A 17389-nucleotide genomic window follows, 5' to 3' on the forward strand; every position below is an offset into this window, starting at 1 on the left:
TTCAGGCCTCCGATCGAGTGCGCGGATCGAGCAGGACATATGCCATGTCGGCGATGAGGTTCGCGATGAGCACAGCGAAGGTGATCACCAGGAAGAGCCCTTGCATCAGGGGGTAGTCCTTCGCTTGAACTGCCTGAAACATGACAAACCCGATACCGGGGTAGGAGAACACCATCTCGGTGAGGAGGCTGCCGCCGACGATGAAGCCGAGCGACAGCGCGAACCCCGAGATGCTCGGTAGCACGGCGTTGCGTGCGGCGTAGGCGAAGTTGACGACCCGCTCGCTCAGACCCTTGGCGTGGGCCACGACGACGTAGTCCTCGCTTGTGACAGTGACCATCATGTTGCGCATGCCCAGCATCCAGCCCGCGAAGGAGCTGACAACGATCGTGAGGGCGGGCAGGATGCCGTGGTAGATCGCGCTGGAGATGAACGCGGCATTCCACCCAGGATCGGTGAAGATGTCATAGCCGCCCGCGTCCGGGAACCAGCCCAGGTTTACGGAGAAGATCGCGATGATCAGGAGGGCGAGCCAGAAGTATGGCACCGAAGAGAAAAAGCTCGTGATGGGAATGAGTCGCTCGGCCCATCCGCCACGCCGCCACCCCGCGAGGATGCCCGCGACGGTTCCGAGGACGAACCCGATGACGGTGGAGATGCCGACCAGCGTCACCGTCCACGGCAACGACTGTTCGATGACGGTCGAGACTGGGGTTGGGAAGTAGGTGAAGGAGAGCCCGAGATCGCCGCGAAAGAGTTGCGCCCAATAGCTGACGTACTGTTCCCAGATCGATTGGGAGGAGTCGAGCCCGAACAGCACGTAGAGCGAGGCGGTCGCCTCCGGGCTGATTTGACCCCGGAATCGCGTCAGCAGGGACTGCACGGGGTCGCCCGGAATAAGGCGAGGGAGAACGAAATTGATGGTGATCGCCGCCCACGCCGTGACAGCGTAGAAGAGGACTCTGCGGATGATGTACTTCACGGCGACGGAACCCCTACTCGGGGGAGAGGTAGCGTCGTCGGTTCCGTGGAATAGGCCCAGCATCGCGCGACGCGGTCGGCGCCGATGGCAATCTCGGGTGGCGCCTCGGCGGCGCACTTGGCCGTCGCCCACGGACAGCGAGGGTGGAATCGGCATCCGGTTGGGGGGTCGATCAAGCTCGGTGGCTCCGCAGACGTGGATGCTGCGTCAACGTTCCCCAGGGTCGGGTTCTCGGGGTTGGGCGCTGATGAGATGAGGAGGTGCGTGTAGGGATGTTTCGGATCTTGGGTCACCTCTTCGGCTCCTCCCGACTCCACGATCTGTCCGGCATACATGACCAGCACCCGATCGGAGAAGTGGCGAGCCGACGCGATGTCATGGGTGATGTAGAGGATGCCGAGGTCAAAGACCTCCTTGAGCTCTTTCAGGAGGTTCAGGACACCGAGTCGGATAGACACATCGAGCATCGATACAGGCTCGTCGGCGAGGAGGACGTCTGGACCCGCCGCCAGCGCCCGGGCGATGGAGACGCGCTGCCGCTGTCCGCCCGAGAGTTCGTGAGGGTACTTGTCGATATAGCGCTCGGGTGGTGTGAGCTTGACCCGCTCGAGCAACGCCCTTACGGCGCGGTCCGTATCCCCCTCGGTGCGACCGTGGATCTTCAGCGGGTCCGCGAGGTGGTAGCGAATCGTCCGCAGGGGATTCAACGATGCGAAAGGGTCCTGAAAGATCAGCTGCACCTGCGTGCAGTAGCGGCGAAACGCTCGCGTTCCTCGCGCACGGGCGGGAGCCCCCTTGAGGAGGACGTCACCTGAGGTCTGCTTTTGCAGTTGCGAGAGCACCTTGGCGATCGTGGACTTGCCAGAGCCCGACTCACCAACGATGGCGACGACTTCGCCCGCTCTCACGGTGAGAGACACATCGTCGACCGCCGTCAGCCTTCTCGATGGTGCGCCCCATCGACGGAGCCGTCCCCGCACCGCGAACGACATGCGTATGTCTCGGGCTTCCAGCAGGGGGGCGTCGTCCACCTCTGTGTTGTTCTTGTTGTTCACAATGACCTCTCGAGCGGACCGGGAGGGCGCCGCGACTTCGCTCACGACGCCCTCCCGGCTTAGCGCTAGTTCGCGGGCTGTAGGGTCACCATGACCTTCGAGATGTTCGCGTCGAGGATGCTCGGCGACGCGTAAGGATTGTCCGCCGAGGGCCAGCCGGTGAAGTTGACCGTAGTGAACATACCCGTCGTCGCCTTGGCGATCATCGCGATCGCCGGGATGTCCTCGACGAATACTCGCTGTACGGTGGCGAGGGCCTCAGCTCGTTCCGTCTCATCAGCGGCATTGCGGAACAGCGCGAGCGCTTCCGTCGCGTCGGGGCTGTCAAAACGCCCGTAGTTGCCCGTCACGTCCGTCCCGACAGGCTCGACCTCTGTGCCATCCATGTACGTGGCGTAGATGTCGTACGGGGTCGGTCCCGAATCGGAGTAACGCATCGTTCCATCGAAATCGCCGGCTGCCAAAGCCGCCTGCCACGCGTCTTGCGAAGGCGTCTCGATCGTGGTGGCGATGCCGATCTCAGCCAGACTCTCTCCGATCACCTGAAGAGCGGTGAGGTAATCGGTCCAACCGGAGGGATCGATGAGGGTCATGGTGACCGGATTGCCCGACGGGTCGATGAGAGTGTCCCCGTCGAATGTGAACCCGCCCTCGGCCAGCTCGGCTCTTGCGCCCTCAACGTCGACCGAGAACTCTTGTCCCTCGAACTCCGGGGCGATGTATTCGTCGCCTACAGGCTGCGGAAGCCCTGTAACCGAGAGCACCGGAGCGAGTATGCCGCCCGATGCGAGCTGCACCGTGCGCTCGCGGTCGATGACCATGCTCATGGCGCGTCGCAGATTGACGTTGTCAAAGGGAGCCTTCGACGTGTTCACCACGAAGGCGTCGATTCCAAGTGCCGAAACGTTCCAGGCGAGGTTCGTGTCTGGATCCTTATCAACGAAACCCTCGTTCTGATTAAGGGCGAACGACGACGCCCAATCCAGCTCGTGGGCGGCGAGGCCGTTGATGATCGCGTCGTTGCCCTGAAGCGCCTGGTAGGCGATCGCGTCCACCAGTACCTTGTCCGCTTGCCAGTATCCGGGGTTCTTTTCGAGTCGCGCGACGCTCGACGTGGAGGACACGAATGTGAACGGACCTGTGCCGACAGGCTGGGTGTCGGCGTACGTCGCGGGGTCGCCGGCGTCAGCCCAAATGTGCTCCGGCACGATGAATTGACTGAGGACGGCCGCCTGCTTTACGAATTGTGATTCGCCGAAGGTCACAGTCACGGAGTCACCGTCGACCGTGACGTCCTCGATCGGGATGTTGCCACTGTTGAGTGCCGCATTGTCCCTCAGCAGGGTGAAGGTGAATGCGACGTCGTCGACGTTGAATTCCTCACCATCGCTCCACTCGACGCCGTCGCGCGCCGTAAACATGACAGATGTGAAGTCGGGTGCCCACTCGTAGGCGGATGCGAGCCACGGTTCCGGCTCGTCAGTGGGTACTGCGCTGTTGGTCTGCACCAGCGGTTCGTAGATGAGCCACCGCCAGCCGTTCGCGACTGCGCTCGACGTCGCGGCGAATGGATTATTGCTGTCTGTGAATACTCCGCCCGTTCCGATGGTGATTGTTCCCCCGCCGGCGCTGTCACCACTGGAGCCACCGGCCCCGCAGCCCACGAGCACGAGGCCCGCAGATATGGCCATCGCGGCCGCCGCCATGATCTTCTTCGACCTGAAGCGCATCGTGTCTTCCTTCTCTGTCGTGGGGTGCAACCTTTGCACCTGTCGAGAAACCCCGCGTCGCTGAGTCCGGATTTCAGTGGCGGGCCAAGCACAAACATTTGTTGCGCAAACGTTTGTGCAAATGTATTCGATAAGTTTGCGCAGTGCAAGTCCTCCCAACGACTCCTCGTCCGCTGAGGCCTCTTCCGATCCGAAACGTTGCGTCGACGTAACCGCAGTCGCGGCGTCGGGCCTGAAGCGGAGTTCACACGGGCTGTCGAGCGTCGATGGAGCGCGTTGTGCCGACGACGTCGACAGACTCTCCGTCGCCGAGCTCGACACGGACGTCCGTGTCGCCGAGGGTGATGCGGACGTCTCGTCCACCTCGCAACCGCACTGATCCAGGCAGCGCGCGGACTGTAGCCCCTGCCGAGGTGCCGTCCCAGTTCAATGCCTCGACGACCAGCCCTCCTCGGGCATGGATCATTGTCGCGGCTCCGATGTCCCACTCCCCCGGGAGCGCGGGCAAGAGTATGAGCCTGTCAATCGAGGACTGAACGAGCATCGTATGCACGATCCCGACAAGTGATCCCGCGCCGTCGAGGTTGAAGATCGCGCCGTGGTCGTGGGTGAACGAGAGCGATGGGAGCGTGTAAGTCCTCGACAAGCGGTTTGCGCACTCCAAGGCGAGATCTCCGTCGGCCACGGCAGCGGCGGCGATACCGAGCTGCGCAAGCCCGTACGCCATCACCTCATTTCCGGTGTCTCGCCATTCCAGCTTCTTTCGAACAAGTGTGATCACGGCATCGGCGAGCGGACCACGCGTAAGCTCCGCGGGTGGATCGAACCACAGCTCCAGGAGCTGAGACGCCGTGCGATGGCCGATTTCCTCCTCCACCCCCTCGTCCAGCCACTCCGCGAGTGTGCCGTCTGGAGCCACGCGATAAGGCGGGAGGGCAGCGAGCCACTGCCGGCGTCGCTCGGCGAGGTGGCGATCCACATCGAGCAGCTCCGCGGAGCGGATCAGTCCGCGGAGCAAGACGGCGAGCGCCGCCCGGTCCTGGGTCGCGTTCCGGCAAGCTTGCGACGCGAAGGTGGAAGAGCGGTTTTCTGGCGAGTAGGACGGTGAGAACAGCAGCTGACCCTCTTCGGTCTGCAGGAAGCTCTCGTAGAACCGCTCTGCCTCTCTCGCAAAGGGATACGCCGCGGAGCGCAATCGCTGAAGATCTCCGGTGTACCACACGTCGTCGAGCGCAATCGCGGCAGTCCAGGGCGTTCCTGCGGTCCAGAACTCGTGGCAGTGGTCTGCATCGAAGTGAGTCGTGCGCGCATGTCGGATGCTGCACCGAGAGGGGAGGAGGTAGCCGTCGGCGCCGAACAATGTATGCGCGTTGTGGCGCAGGTCGTCGCTGAAGCCGATGAGCATGTCGATCCAGGTTCGCACCTGTGCTGCCGAGCCGCTCGACAATGAGGCCGCGAGCGCGCCGTTCTGGACGTTCCCGTTCATCGTGAAATCGGAGGACCATGCAGGGTCGAACGTGCCCGACCATATTCCCTGCAGGGTCGGAGGGAACTCGCCGGTGGAATCCTCGATGAGCGAGGCACCTGCCTGCAGTTGCAGCTGCAGCAGCTCCCGCGATGCGGACGGGCTCCGGTCCCGCAACAGCTCCTCAGTTGTCCTGCCGGAGGACATGACCCCGAGATCGACGCTCGTGAGAGGGAGCGAGGCATCCCGGGCGATGCGGTGTCGCTTGAGCAACGAGGCGTAATTGCCCTTCGGCCACGAAGCCCCCGCCTGGTCGTCGCCGTCCTGCCGGGGATTCACGCACAACCCCAGAAGGAGGCGGTCGTCCTCGCGGCTGAGGATCGCAATTCTGGTGGAAGCGCCGCTCTCGTCGACTCCCGCCCAACCGACGACGAAGCGAAGGTCGAGCAGCGCTTCGGGCTCCGGCGACCCGCCCCCGCCGAAGCGGGCTCGCTCCTGGTTTCCGCCACGCACACCCTCGGCGCCTATCGCGACGTTGTCGGGGGGGCGCAGCCGCACGCGTGTGTCATGCGGGACGTCGAGGACGGCGATACCGTCGGCCCGGCTCACGAACGCCCTGATGAGGCGTGGTCGTGCCGCGGCGGTCCAGACGATCTCGATCTCGCCCGAGAGAAGATCGACGCGTCGTTCGTAGTCCGCTGCTCCCGCATCGGAGTCGTCGCACAAGTCGATCGTTGCCACCGGCACGAGGGGATCCGTCCACTGCAGCCCGGAATATCCGTCCTCCGCGGCGACCGCCACAGCGAGATCCGCGGCATCTTGCGCTCGGCCTGTCGCGATCAGTCGCCGGATCTCGGCGAGGTGGGGGGCGAGGCGTGGCGCCGGTAGGGGCGGATCCGCTGGGAGAAGCACGCGCTCATGCGAGAGGGTGAGCTGGTGATGCCCAGGTTTCCCGAAGAGCATGAGGCCCAGCGACCCATTTCCTGCCACCAGCCCGTGTTCCCAGTCGCTTGCCTGGGTAGTAGTGCGATACGTCGGGCGCACACGGTCCTCCGTCCTGCGGTGGGATGGCGCCGCCCGCGACATCCGTCACCGGTGGCTCCTGCAAGCATGCGCAATCGTTTGCGCACTAACCTAGTGCGCCCTCCGATGACGATCAAATTCCCCTCGCCCATGTCGCCGCGAATGAGAAGGCATTCCCACGCGTGCTGATACATCCGAGCAAGGGCGTGATTCGCCTCAGTCTTTCACCTCGATGCTCACGGGCACTCCTTCGCTCTGCTGCGACACATACGCGGCTTCGACAACAGCCATTGTGTGCAGCACATCGTCGACGGATGTCGGCAGCTCCGGCACCGATCCCTCGATGAAACGCTGAACGGCTCCCATCGATCCGATGAACGCATCGGGGAACCACGACCCCGCGAAGGGCACGTCCTGCCACCCGCGGTCCTTTTGCTCGAGTAGTGCGAGTTCGAGCCTGTCTTGGCCCCCGGTCGGGTAGTCGAGCAGCAAGCCCATCTGGGCCCGGACCGCGCCCTTGGTTCCCTCCCATTTGATGTAGCTCTCTTCGTATCCGGACCCGAACGCGTGGTCGTGATTCGTGCTGACCGTGACCCGGAGGGGTCGGTCGCGATAGCGCAGCAGGATCGTGGAACGGGTGTTGGCGATTTCAGCTTTCTCGGGGTGCGGCAACGTGATCGCGCTGACTCCCTCGGGATTGCCGAGAAACGACCGTACGAGATCGAGGTAGTGCACGCTGTGCATATTGATCTCCAGCCGCTCGAGACCGAAGACGTGTGGGAAGAGCCTCCACGGGGTGTCGACCTGCACGCGTATCTCGAGGTCGTAGAGCTCTCCGATCGTTCCTTCGGCGATGAGGCGTCGCGCCTCGGCTACGTAGGGGGCAAAGCGCAGCTGGGTATTCACCGCGGCGACGAGGTTCTTCCTGTGACAGAGTTCGCTCAACTCGATTCCCTCGGCGAGGGTATGACCGAGCGGCTTCTGGATGAGCACGGCTGCATGGTCGGGCAGCATCTCGAGCGTCTCCAGATACTGCTCAGGCATCAGAGCGATGTCGTACACCGCATGTTCCGGCGCCGCGGCGACAGCCTCGGCGACAGTGCCGAACACATGCTCGATACCGTATTGATCGGCGAGCGCCTGGGCACGCGCGACTGTTCGGTTCACGAGCCCCCACACGGGGTATCCGGCCTTGCGATACGCCGGTAGATGCGCGTCCTTCACAATCCCGCCCGTGCCGATGATGACGATCGGCCGTGGAGAAGCTGGCAGTTCAAGCGTGTATGCGGCAGCCAGATGCCGCTCTGGAAAGTCCGTCATGACCTGTTCCCTTCATCGCACTGGCGGTCTGGTTACCGCTATGAGTCGTTTCCCATCGGATGAATCAACTTGGTGAGATGAGTTGATGGCGAACGTCGCTGCGGATGGCCCTGAGGCATCCGGTCATCGGTGCTCGAGGCGCTCGGGGTCGAGGCGGTAAACCTCTGCCGCAGTGCGCCCCAGCATCCACTCGCGGTCGCCGGCGTCAAGGCTGTCGAACAGGGGCCGCAGACCCCGCCAGACCCGCGTGTACCCTCCCGCCAGCACCGATATCGGCCAGTCGCCTCCGTAAAGCAGCCGGCGGGGTCCGAAAAGCTCGACGGCGCGGTCGAAGACCGGCCTGATCTGCTCGGTCGTCCACGCCGCCATGTCACCGGTCGCCGAATACAGCCCGCTTACCTTGCTGTAGACGAGCGGGTTCTCGGCGGCCGCAGCAAAGAGCGCGCCCCACGGCTGGATCGAGGAGAGCCCGATGGGCGGCTTCGCAAGGTGGTCGATCACCATGCGCAGCTCGGGATAACGCTCGGACAGGATCGGCACCAGCTCGAGGTGCCGGGGCAGCACGGCAACAACATCGAGCGTGAGGCCGCGTTCTTCGAGCACAGACAGTGCCTCTCCGACCTCGGGGCGCAGTAGCCAGTCCGGGTCGGTCTTGTTGTGGATAAGGTTGCGCACGCCAACGAGGAGCGAGTCCCCCATCCATGAGTCAATCGTCGCGGCCGTGCCCGCTGGGTCATCGAGCGGGGCGAACCCGACGATGCCCACCACCTCGGGGTGCTGCGCCGCTGACTCGCGCATGAGTACCGTGTCCTCTGGGTTATCAGCCGACTGTACCTGGACGGTGAAGTCGACGCCCGCGGCGCGGAGCTCGGGTCCGAGATCATCGAACGTCATCGCCCTGTCGATGGGGGCCATCGCAGAGCCCAGCCAGTCGTAGTCAGCGCGGGCCGGATCCCATACATGCTGGTGGGCATCGATCACGGGGAAAGTCACGTTACTCCAGGGTCTCGGTGGGGTCGGTGGTCAGAGCACGCGGTGGCGGTCCCAGACCGTACGAAGCGACTCGCCGGCGAGCAGCTCGGCGAGCACGGTGGACTCCCCTGCCGCACGCACACGGGCCCGGGCAAGCACGTCGTTCTCGTCCGCGCGGGGAACGATCACGATCCCGTCGTCGTCGGCCATCACGAGATCCCCCTGGGCGATCGTCACCCCGCCGATGACGACGGGCTCGTCGATGTCGACGATGCGCAGGCGCGCGCGGAAGTCGATCGGACGCCGGGAGCGCGAGAAGGCGGGAAACCCGAGGGCCGCGATGCGATCGGTATCGCGCAGATTGCCGTCGGTCACGACGCCTGCCGCTCCCGCCGCCAGGGCTGCGGCACTGAAGAGCTCACCCCAGAATGCCGAGTCGTTGTTCTCGTCGGTGGCGATGACGACGATCTCGCCGGTACCGATGCCGTCGATCATTTCGATCGCCTCGCCGTACGGATCGTCAGGTCTGTCGGCCAGCGACGGGGCGAAGCGCACCGTGCGTGCCCGCCCCATCATTCGCGTCCCGGGCACGATCGGGGCGAGCCGGTCGGACAGCACTTGATTCCGCAGCCCTGAGGCGTCGCATGAGTCGCTCAGGATAGCCGTCGTGAGACGCTCATCGCCGGGCTCGGGGCGGAACCCCCGATCATCGGATGACATGACAGACTCGTGGCAGGAAGAAGAAGACACTCTCGATCCCGAGTGCCAAGCGAATGCCAGGACCGTTCGCGCGCGGCGTCATGACGAGACCGATCCGGAAGTTGGGAGAATCGACGCGCACGATGTGACGACGACCGGATTGCGGGGCTTCAAGATCGGATGACCCCGCCGAACCCCCACGCGGTCTCCACAAACAGCGTCGCCATGCGAGAGAAGCGCGGTGCGTGCGCGGACGATGCGGGGGGGAGGTGTCGCTTCTGGGGTTCATCATCGAAGTTCGTTATCGGCTGGTGAGTGGTCGTGCGCCTGGTGTTGGGTCGCGCCAAGTCTAGAGCAAACGATTGACCGAGCGCAGCCCTGGGTGGCGATTGAGGATCACGAGTAGAACCTCTGATCGAGGGGGAGGCCGGCGGGCGAGTCCTCGAACATCTCAGCGCTATACCCGAGCCAGTTCACAGTCAGGAGGGCCGCCCTCCCACAGGATCCGTCTCTCGACGGAAATCTTCATCGGTAGTTGCCGAATCTGTTGACCTGATGCTTACGAGTGCCAAAGCGCCGACGAGGTCGAGAATTGACAAATGCTGCACGAGTTAGCAGTGCCCGGCCCCGCCGTCGCGCGGGCACGTCCGCACGCCAAACTGGGTCACTATCAAATAGGCCTCAAGGCCTTCGTCGACCGTCGCGAGTCGGGCCGAGTCGACCTGGCTCTGCGTCAGACAGAAGGCGGGGCCGTGGACTCGCGCACAACCACGAAAGGTTTCGGGTCGCGGACGACGACATCCGCGATGGTGCCGGAGGTGATCCTGTCATGGATCGCCGACATCGCCTCGCGACCGAGCTCATATAGCGGCATCCGCACCGTCGTGAGCGGCGGCCACGCGTTCTCAGCCGTCCACGCATCGTGCATCGCGACGATTGAGAGCTCCCCCGGCACACGGAGCCCAAGCCGCCGCGCCTCGAGTAGGGCTCCGTGTGCCGCATTAATGTTGGCGACCATGACGGCGGTGGGGGGCTCGGGCAGGGCCGCAAGCGCGGCGAGCGCGAGCCCTCCATTGCGGGGCTCGTAACCCAGGCGCGTCACGTATTCCTCCGGGACGTCGAGTCTGGCGTCCGCCATCGCGGCACGGAAGCCGCGCTCGCGGCGAGTCGCCGTGTCGGAGGCGGGGTGACCGCTGATCAGCGCGATGCGGGTGTGGCCGAAATCGATGAGGTGCCGAGTTCCGAGGTTGGCACCGAGGTCGTCATCTAGCACGACCGAGCCGGCGCTCTGGGGGTTAGTCGAGTTGACTAGGACGATCGGCAGCGACTCCTCGACGAGGATTTTGAGGTCCTCCGGACGCATGGTGTCGCCGACCTGTAGGAGCACGCCGTCGACGCGGCCTTCGCCGATCAGCCGGGGAATGGCCTCCTGCCCTTCGGGCATGCCCTCGATGCGGGCCAGTAGCACCATGTAGCCGCGGCGAGTCGCCTCTTCCTCGACCCCTCGCATTAGCTCGGTGAAGATGGCGTTCGTTAGGTCGGGGACGATGAGACCGATTACGTTCGTGCGCGAGAATTTGAGGGCCCGCGCTGCGAAGTTTGGGCGATAGTCGAGCTCCTGGGCCGCCTCGGTGATGCGACGCCGGGTGTCATCGCTGACGCGGGCGTTCGGTGCATCACTGAGCACGCGCGAGGCGGCCGACACAGACACCCCCGCGCGTGCGGCGACATCGCTCAGCGTAGCCATGGCCCCAGCTTAGGGATCACGCGCTCGCGACCCGGCGATTCACGAGATACAAGTGGGTCAGCACCATGACGGTGTCGCCGCGCTGATTCGTTGTGGTCACGAGCTCGTGCACGTAGCCGAACTCCTCCGGACGCCTCGTGTGCTCGGTCTTTTGAGTGATCTCGGCGCTCACATGGATCGTGTCGCCGATGAAGACGGGGCGGACGAAGCGGATGCGATCGTAGCCGTAAGTCATCGCTTGCGGGTTGATGTCGCCGGCCGTCATACCCACCGCGATCGAGAGGATCAGGGTGCCGTGGGCGATCCGCTGTCCCGCCGGCTGGGTGGCCATCCACTGTGCGTCCATGTGGTGCGGGAAGAAGTCTCCCGTCTGCCCCGCGTGGATCACTATGTCCGACTCGGTGATGGTGCGTCCTACGGTCTCGCGGCGGTCTCCGACCTCGATGTCCTCGAACCAGCGGTCGGTGGTCTTCATGTGTGCTCTAGCCATTCCCCGACGCCTTCGTCGAGTCTCGATCGCAGCTGCTCATCGGTGAGGCGGCCGATCAGGGCCTCGGTGACGAACTCGGAGAGTGCATTCTGGAGTTCGATGTAATGGACGGAGCGTGGGCGCAGGTAAGCACCCTCGAGCGTGGCGCGGGTGTCCCGGAAGAAGTCGAGCGAATCGGCATTTGTGCGATCGCTCTCCCAGGCGACGGTGTTACCCGGCTGTCCGCCGGCGTCGTAGTAGATGCCCTCCTGTACCTCGGCCGAGTCTAGCCAGAACGCGTACGCGATCGCCTGCTCGAGGTTCTTGGTGCGGGCGGAGACGGCGATGCCGGCACCTCCGAGCAACGCGCCGTTCACGCCGTTGCGAGACTCCGGAATGTCCGTGTACTTCACTCGGTTCGGCCGAAAGCCCGCCCGGCTGTAGTTCGTGTAGCCGAACATGAGCGGAACATAGGCGTATCGGTTGCTGGTACTGAGCGCGTCCGCCGCAAGGATCGGGTTCCAGGTGCTGTTGTTCTTAGGTACGAGAGAAGCGAGCCGGCGGAGCGTCTCCATGGCCTCGGCAAGCGCATCTGCGCTCAGGAACACACCGGGTGAGCGCATCGGCTCCTCCCCGTTGCCCGAGGCTACGGTGACGAGGCTCGAAAACGAGTCGACGGGCTTGTAAGGCCACAGCACGCGGCCCTGCTCGGCCAGGGCCAGAACACCTGTCCAGTCTCGCGGAGGCTCGGGCAGAAGATCGGGGCGATACGCCGAGACCTGCGCCGCGGCATCCGTGGCAAGGCCGTACTGGCCGCCGTTGTGCGAGTAGGACGCGTGCGAGGCGCCCACGGACTGCGTTGCGAGCACTGCGAGCTCGTCGTCGTGACCGGTGCCGTCGAGGCGAGCGAAGAGCCCGTGCTCGGCTGCCCGAGGGATGTGCGGGTGGTCGATCACGAGCAGGTCGTACTGCTCGACGAGGTCTTCGAGCGCCTGGTCGGCGAACGATTGCAGCGAGCGCTGCTCCCAGCGCACCTCGACGTCGGGCGCGACGGCGCGATACGCGTCGGCCGAGGCGGCGACGCTACCATGGCCGCGCTCGTGCTCCCAGGTGATGCCCGTGAGGACGGTGGTCACGTCATCCCACCTTCTGAGCCAAGGCGCCGGTCGCGTGTGTCGGCGGAAACTCGGCCCGCACTCTCTCGTCGTCTTCACCAAGCGTCGGCGCGGCCTTTTCGCTCGTAAGCACTTCGCCGTCGATGCGGAGAGGGCTACGCGTCGTCGAGATCGTCGCGCCGCGGCGCACGACCTGCTGGGTCATCCGGATCGCGACGAATCCTTCCGAGTCGAGGAGCTCGTCGAGGGTCAGAACGGGGGCACACCAGACGTCGGCGGCATCGAGGATGTCGAGCCAGTGCTGTGTGGTGCCGGTTGCGAAGCGCGCGGCGAGGATTGCCTCGATGCGCTCCTGCTGGTCCCACGCGAGCTGGGGGTCGATCATCCCCTCGAGTACCGGCAGGTCCAGCAGTGCGCCGAGCTTAGGGACGGGGTTCATCGCGAGGGCGATGTAGCCGTCGCTCGTGGGGTAGGTGCCATACGGCGCGGCGAGGAACGCGTGCGCGGCGTGGTCGCCGTGCCTCTGAACCTGAATCGTGTCGTCGTTGAGCTTGGTGCTGAGCAGTTCGAACTGAAGGTCGAGCATGGATTCTAGGAGGCTCGATTCGACCAGGCCGCCCTGACCGGTGCGGAACCGGCGCACCAGCAGGGCCGTGACGCCCTGCGCGATATGGCAGCTGAGCAGGTGGTCAGCGATCGAGAGCCCCACGGGCACAGGCCCATCGGCCCTCGATCCACTGAGCCACGGAAGGCCAGAGATCGCCTGGGCAAGTAGGTCCTGCCCCGGTCGATCCCGCCAGGGCCCGTTGTTGCCGTAGCCGGTCGCGCTGGCGTAGACGATTGCCGGATTGATCTCCTTGACCGAGGCGTAGTCGAGGCCGATGCGCTCCATGACGCCGGGGCGGAAGTTCTGGATGAGGACGTCTGCACGCGCCACGAGCTCTTTGACGTAGGCCAGGTCACTGGGCACCTTCAGGTCAGCGGTAACTGATTCCTTGTTACGGTTCATGGCGTGAAACGACACGGTGTCGCCGTCGAGCGTGCGACCCGCGAAGGCGAGAGTTCGTCCGATGTCGCCCGTGCCTGGCCGCTCGATCTTGATGACGCGGGCGCCGAGATCGGCGAGGCGCATGGCGGCGACGGGACCGGCCAGAAACTGGCTGAAATCGAGGACGAGCAGACCCGCGAGGGGTCTGATGTTCTCCGTAGTCATCGGCAATGGTTCGCTTTCGTCGTTTAACAGGTCACCGTTGATCAATCGTTTGCTCATGGTAGTTTAGGCCGCGGGCGACCGCAAGGCGACATCGTTGGGCTTGGGTTGCACCATGCAGTTGCCGAACTCATCCCTAGAAAGGCGCGCCGGTGCTGACAGCGAGCTATGTGGGCGACCACACTATCGAGATCTCCCACGCCGACCCCGTGCCGCCAGGCCCCGGACTCGTGCAGATCGCCGTGGCCTACACGGGCCTCTGCGGGACGGACCTTCACATCCTGCACGGCAGCATGGACGCCCGCGTGCAGACCCCGCTCGTCTTCGGCCATGAGATGAGCGGCAAGATCGCCGCAGTCGGCGACGGGGTCACGGGCTGGTCGTTCGGTGACGGGGTCACCGTCATGCCTCTCTCGTGGGATGGAACGTGCCCGGCATGCCTCGCCGGCAACACCCACGTCTGCCAGAACCTCGACTTCATCGGCATCGACTCCCCCGGCTCCCTGCAAGGCCTCTGGAACGTCCCGGTTGAGACGCTCGTGGCGCTGCCCGAGGGGGTGCGCCTGGATCATGCCGCGCTTGTCGAGCCCGTCGCGGTGGCGGTGCACGACGTCCGCCGCTCCGGCCTCGTCGCCGGGCAAAAGGTCGTCGTGATCGGCGGCGGCCCGATCGGTGTTCTCATCGCCACGGTCGCACGGCACTTCGGGGGCGATGTCGTCGTAATCGAACTCGATGAGAAGCGCCGTGCGCAGATCGAGGGCCTCGGCTTTACCACGATCGACCCGCGAGCGATCGACCAGGTGACCTGGGTCACCAGGTGGTCAGGGGGAGCTGGGGCAGATGTCGTGTTCGAGGTCTCCGGGGCGGCGCAGGCCGTCCTCGGCGCCACCGCGCTCGCCAAGGTGCGCGGCACGATCGTTGTCGTCGCCATCCACCCAACGCCCCGGGAGATAGACCTCCAACGCGTATTCTGGCGCGAGCTCAGCATCCTCGGTGCGCGCGTCTACCAGCGCACCGACTTCGAGACCGCGGTCGGCCTCGTGGCTGACGGCATCATCCCGTCCGAGCTGCTGATCACCCGCATCGTGCCGCTCAGCGAAACCCAGGCGGCGTTCGCCGATCTCGAGGCGGGCCGAGCCATGAAGATCCTCGTGGACGTGAGGGGCCAGGCATGAGCAGTCTCTTCTCGCTGGAGGGCACTACCGCCGTCGTCACCGGTGCCCGCCGCGGTATCGGCTTTGCGATGGCCGTCGCCCTTGCTGAGGCCGGGGCAGACATCATCGGTGTCAGCGCGACGCTCGCGCCGTTCGGAAGCGATATCGAGCGAGCCGTGACTGCCGCAGGTCGCTCGTTCGAGGGCCACGCGTGCAACTTCGCGGATAGCGGCGCCGTCGACGCCCTGGCTGCCGTCCTCGTCGAGCGCGAGATCGACACCCTTGTCAACAACGCCGGTACGATCGAGCGCTCCCCTGCGGCAGAGCATCCGCTGGAGCTGTGGGACAAAGTGGTGCAGGTAAACCTGACGAGCCAGTTTCAACTCACACAGGCCCTCGCCCGGCCCATGCTCGGGCGCGGACGCGGGAAGATCATTTTCACCGCATCACTACTGAGCTTCCAGGGCGGCATCAACGTGCCCGGCTACACGGCCGCGAAATCCGGCATCTCCGGACTGACGAAAGCTCTTTCGAACGAATGGGCGCCCCACGGCGTCAACGTCAACGCCATCGCTCCCGGCTATATCGCCACCGACAATACCGCCCAGCTTCGCGGCGACGCCCAGCGCTCGAAGAGTATCCTCGAGAGGATTCCAGCGGGGCGCTGGGGCGAAGCGTCCGATATCGGCGGTGCAGCGGTGTTCCTGGCATCCCGCGCTTCCGACTACGTGAACGGCATCACGCTCCCCGTAGACGGCGGATGGCTTGGACGATGAGCGGATGGCTGGATTCCCGGCCGATCATCCCGGTTGTCATCAGTGACGCCCCGGAGATCGCCGCAGACCTTGCCAACGCACTCGACGCTGGCGGCGTGACGTGCGCAGAAATCACCCTGCGCACCCCGCGGGGTTTGGAGCTGCTCATGGCCATGGTCGCTCACGCACCCGCGGGGTTCGCCGTCGGTGCAGGGACGGTGCTCGACCTCTACCAGGTCGACGCGGTGGCCGGCGCCGGGGCATCCTTCGTTGTCAGCCCCGGATACGATCCGGAGATCGTCGATCGCGCACGGGCGCTGGGAATGGCGGTGCTGCCGGGCGTGGCGAGCGCGACCGAGGTGCAGCGCGCCAGACGCGATGGCGTCGAGACGGTGAAGTTCTTTCCCGCCGATCGGTTGGGCGGCTGGGAGACGATCGCCGCCTTCGCAGGAGTCTTCGACGGAGTCGGTTTCGTTCCCAGCGGAGGCGTGGGAGCCGACAATCTTGACCGCTATCTCTCGCTACCCGCCGTTCCTGCCGTCAGCGGCAGCTGGCTGGCGCCGCGGCGCGAACTCGACGCCGGCGACTTCTCCGTAGTAGTGGAGCGCAGCCGGTCCGCCATCCGTATCGCAGCTGAGTCCTGCCCGAGCGGTCGGTCCATACGATGAGCGGAGACGCGGTGAAGAACGGCGTCGTCACGCTGGGTGAGACGATGACGCTCTTCCGCCCCACACATCCCGGCAACGGCGCCCGTGAGGACGACTACCGGATGTCGTTCGGCGGGGCCGAGAGCAACGTCGCCATCGGCGTTGCACGCTTGGGTGGCTCGGCGACCTGGATAGGTCGCATCGGCGACGATGTCGCGGGTCGCCGAATCGTCCGGGAACTCCGCGCCGAGGGCGTCGTCGTTCGTGCTCACGTGGATGTCGATGCCGGCACCGGCGCGATGATGAAGTCGGAAGCCGCCCCCGGATACACCGCCGTCCAGTATTGGCGCTCGGGCAGCGCTGGGAGCAGACTCGCGCCACCAGATGTCGATGCTGATCTGCTGGCCTCCGCGCAGCTCGTGCACGTCACAGGCATCACCGCTGCCATCTCCGACTCGGCACGCGATGCTGTCGGCGCGGCGATCGATGCGGCCAAAGAGGCGGACGTCCCCGTCAGTTTCGACGTAAATCACCGACCTTCGCTGTGGCGCGGGAGGGATCCGCGACCGGTGTATCGCGAACTCGCCGCATCGGCTCGGTTCGTTTTCGCGGGACGCGACGAGGGCGCGCTGCTGGTGGGAGACGGCACCGACGAAGAGATCGTCACCCGCCTCGCCGCGCTCGGTCCGACGACGGTCGCCCTGAAGCTCGGCGCCGAGGGCACCCTCGTGCTCCACGGCGGTCGGGTGCTCCGACGGGACGCAATCCCGATCGTTCCCCGCGACACGGTTGGCGCTGGCGACGCATTCGTGGCCGGCCTCCTCACGGAGTGGATGCTCGCGGAACCCATCGAGAACTGTGTCCACACCGCTGTGAGTGCCGGAGCGTTCGCGTGCCTGGGTTCGGGCGACTGGGAGAATCTTCCCGACCGGCGCCAGTTGAGTCTCCTGCAATCGTCCGGCTCGGACCCCGTCTCTCGATGAAGGGCCTACTCCGAGCCATCAGAGCGATGTGAGCGGGACCGCGCGGGGTAGGCCCGTGATGTG

Annotated in this window: 15 protein-coding genes; 4 read left to right on the forward strand and 11 right to left on the reverse strand. The window is 65.2% G+C overall.

Annotated elements, in window-relative coordinates:
• Window position 1 precedes the first annotated feature (1 nt).
• The 11 genes from QSU92_RS07545 to QSU92_RS07595 all read right to left on the reverse strand — a co-directional run bounded on the left by QSU92_RS07545 (window position 2) and on the right by QSU92_RS07595 (window position 13847).
• Window positions 2-982 (reverse strand): ABC transporter permease, encoded by a 981-nt coding sequence (locus QSU92_RS07545; protein ID WP_289265562.1) that lies wholly within the window; start codon window positions 980-982, stop codon window positions 2-4.
• Window positions 979-2082 carry an ABC transporter ATP-binding protein gene (locus QSU92_RS07550; RefSeq protein WP_289265563.1) on the reverse strand — a complete coding sequence of 368 codons (1104 nt, stop codon included), beginning with the start codon at window positions 2080-2082 and terminating at the stop codon, window positions 979-981. Before QSU92_RS07550 ends, QSU92_RS07545 begins: the two co-directional genes overlap by 4 nt.
• 20 nt (window positions 2083-2102) lie before the next feature.
• Window positions 2103-3767: an ABC transporter substrate-binding protein gene (locus QSU92_RS07555; protein WP_289265564.1), complete on the reverse strand. Its 1665-nt coding sequence runs from the start codon at window positions 3765-3767 to the stop codon at window positions 2103-2105.
• Between the two features lie 244 nt (window positions 3768-4011).
• Entirely contained in the window at window positions 4012-6318 is a 2307-nt protein-coding gene (locus QSU92_RS07560) for a glycosyl hydrolase family 95 catalytic domain-containing protein (RefSeq protein ID WP_333783456.1), read from the reverse strand.
• Between the two features lie 153 nt (window positions 6319-6471).
• Window positions 6472-7575, reverse strand: a complete 1104-nt coding sequence (locus tag QSU92_RS07565; protein WP_289265565.1) for a Gfo/Idh/MocA family protein — start codon at window positions 7573-7575, stop codon at window positions 6472-6474.
• A 123-nt stretch (window positions 7576-7698) separates the two neighbouring features.
• Complete coding sequence (locus QSU92_RS07570) at window positions 7699-8556, reverse strand: amidohydrolase family protein (protein WP_289265566.1); 858 nt, start codon at window positions 8554-8556, stop codon at window positions 7699-7701.
• 42 nt (window positions 8557-8598) lie between these two features.
• Window positions 8599-9267 (reverse strand): RraA family protein, encoded by a 669-nt coding sequence (locus QSU92_RS07575; RefSeq protein ID WP_289265567.1) that lies wholly within the window; start codon window positions 9265-9267, stop codon window positions 8599-8601.
• A 712-nt stretch (window positions 9268-9979) separates the two neighbouring features.
• On the reverse strand, window positions 9980-10993 hold the full coding sequence (locus QSU92_RS07580; RefSeq protein ID WP_289265568.1) for a LacI family DNA-binding transcriptional regulator: 1014 nt from the start codon (window positions 10991-10993) through the stop codon (window positions 9980-9982).
• Window positions 10994-11009: 16 nt separating this feature from the next.
• Window positions 11010-11468, reverse strand: coding sequence for a MaoC/PaaZ C-terminal domain-containing protein (locus tag QSU92_RS07585; RefSeq protein ID WP_289265569.1), 459 nt, complete (start codon window positions 11466-11468; stop codon window positions 11010-11012).
• On the reverse strand, window positions 11465-12598 hold the full coding sequence (locus tag QSU92_RS07590) for an extracellular solute-binding protein (protein WP_289265570.1): 1134 nt from the start codon (window positions 12596-12598) through the stop codon (window positions 11465-11467). The genes QSU92_RS07585 and QSU92_RS07590 overlap by 4 nt, the downstream gene beginning before the upstream one ends.
• Window position 12599: 1 nt before the next feature.
• Window positions 12600-13847, reverse strand: a complete 1248-nt coding sequence (locus tag QSU92_RS07595; RefSeq protein WP_289265571.1) for a CaiB/BaiF CoA transferase family protein — start codon at window positions 13845-13847, stop codon at window positions 12600-12602.
• 110 nt (window positions 13848-13957) lie between these two features.
• Between QSU92_RS07595 and QSU92_RS07600 the strand changes: the two genes are divergently transcribed.
• From QSU92_RS07600 to QSU92_RS07615, 4 genes are read left to right on the forward strand one after another with little or no spacing between them, the layout of a single operon-like run.
• Window positions 13958-14962, forward strand: coding sequence for a zinc-dependent alcohol dehydrogenase (locus QSU92_RS07600; RefSeq protein WP_289265573.1), 1005 nt, complete (start codon window positions 13958-13960; stop codon window positions 14960-14962).
• Entirely contained in the window at window positions 14959-15717 is a 759-nt protein-coding gene (locus QSU92_RS07605) for an SDR family oxidoreductase (RefSeq protein ID WP_289265575.1), read from the forward strand. Before QSU92_RS07600 ends, QSU92_RS07605 begins: the two co-directional genes overlap by 4 nt.
• A complete protein-coding gene (locus QSU92_RS07610; protein ID WP_289265576.1) occupies window positions 15702-16364 on the forward strand; it encodes a bifunctional 4-hydroxy-2-oxoglutarate aldolase/2-dehydro-3-deoxy-phosphogluconate aldolase in 663 nt (220 codons plus the stop codon). The genes QSU92_RS07605 and QSU92_RS07610 overlap by 16 nt, the downstream gene beginning before the upstream one ends.
• Window positions 16361-17326 carry a sugar kinase gene (locus QSU92_RS07615; protein ID WP_289265577.1) on the forward strand — a complete coding sequence of 322 codons (966 nt, stop codon included), beginning with the start codon at window positions 16361-16363 and terminating at the stop codon, window positions 17324-17326. The genes QSU92_RS07610 and QSU92_RS07615 overlap by 4 nt, the downstream gene beginning before the upstream one ends.
• Window positions 17327-17389 lie beyond the last annotated feature (63 nt).

Source organism: Microbacterium sp. ET2, assembly GCF_030347395.1.
In the GTDB taxonomy this organism is placed as follows: Bacteria; Actinomycetota; Actinomycetes; order Actinomycetales; family Microbacteriaceae; genus Microbacterium; species Microbacterium albipurpureum.

Coding starts and splice junctions, on each gene's coding strand:
- QSU92_RS07565 (WP_289265565.1), bottom strand. CDS start 7,575: ATGACGGACTTTCCAGAGCGGCATCTGGCTGCCGCATACACGCTTGAA.
- QSU92_RS07610 (WP_289265576.1), top strand. CDS start 15,702: ATGGCTTGGACGATGAGCGGATGGCTGGATTCCCGGCCGATCATCCCG.
- QSU92_RS07615 (WP_289265577.1), top strand. CDS start 16,361: ATGAGCGGAGACGCGGTGAAGAACGGCGTCGTCACGCTGGGTGAGACG.
- QSU92_RS07595 (WP_289265571.1), bottom strand. CDS start 13,847: ATGAGCAAACGATTGATCAACGGTGACCTGTTAAACGACGAAAGCGAA.
- QSU92_RS07605 (WP_289265575.1), top strand. CDS start 14,959: ATGAGCAGTCTCTTCTCGCTGGAGGGCACTACCGCCGTCGTCACCGGT.
- QSU92_RS07555 (WP_289265564.1), bottom strand. CDS start 3,767: ATGCGCTTCAGGTCGAAGAAGATCATGGCGGCGGCCGCGATGGCCATA.
- QSU92_RS07585 (WP_289265569.1), bottom strand. CDS start 11,468: ATGAAGACCACCGACCGCTGGTTCGAGGACATCGAGGTCGGAGACCGC.
- QSU92_RS07560 (WP_333783456.1), bottom strand. CDS start 6,318: ATGTCGCGGGCGGCGCCATCCCACCGCAGGACGGAGGACCGTGTGCGC.
- QSU92_RS07580 (WP_289265568.1), bottom strand. CDS start 10,993: ATGGCTACGCTGAGCGATGTCGCCGCACGCGCGGGGGTGTCTGTGTCG.
- QSU92_RS07575 (WP_289265567.1), bottom strand. CDS start 9,267: ATGTCATCCGATGATCGGGGGTTCCGCCCCGAGCCCGGCGATGAGCGT.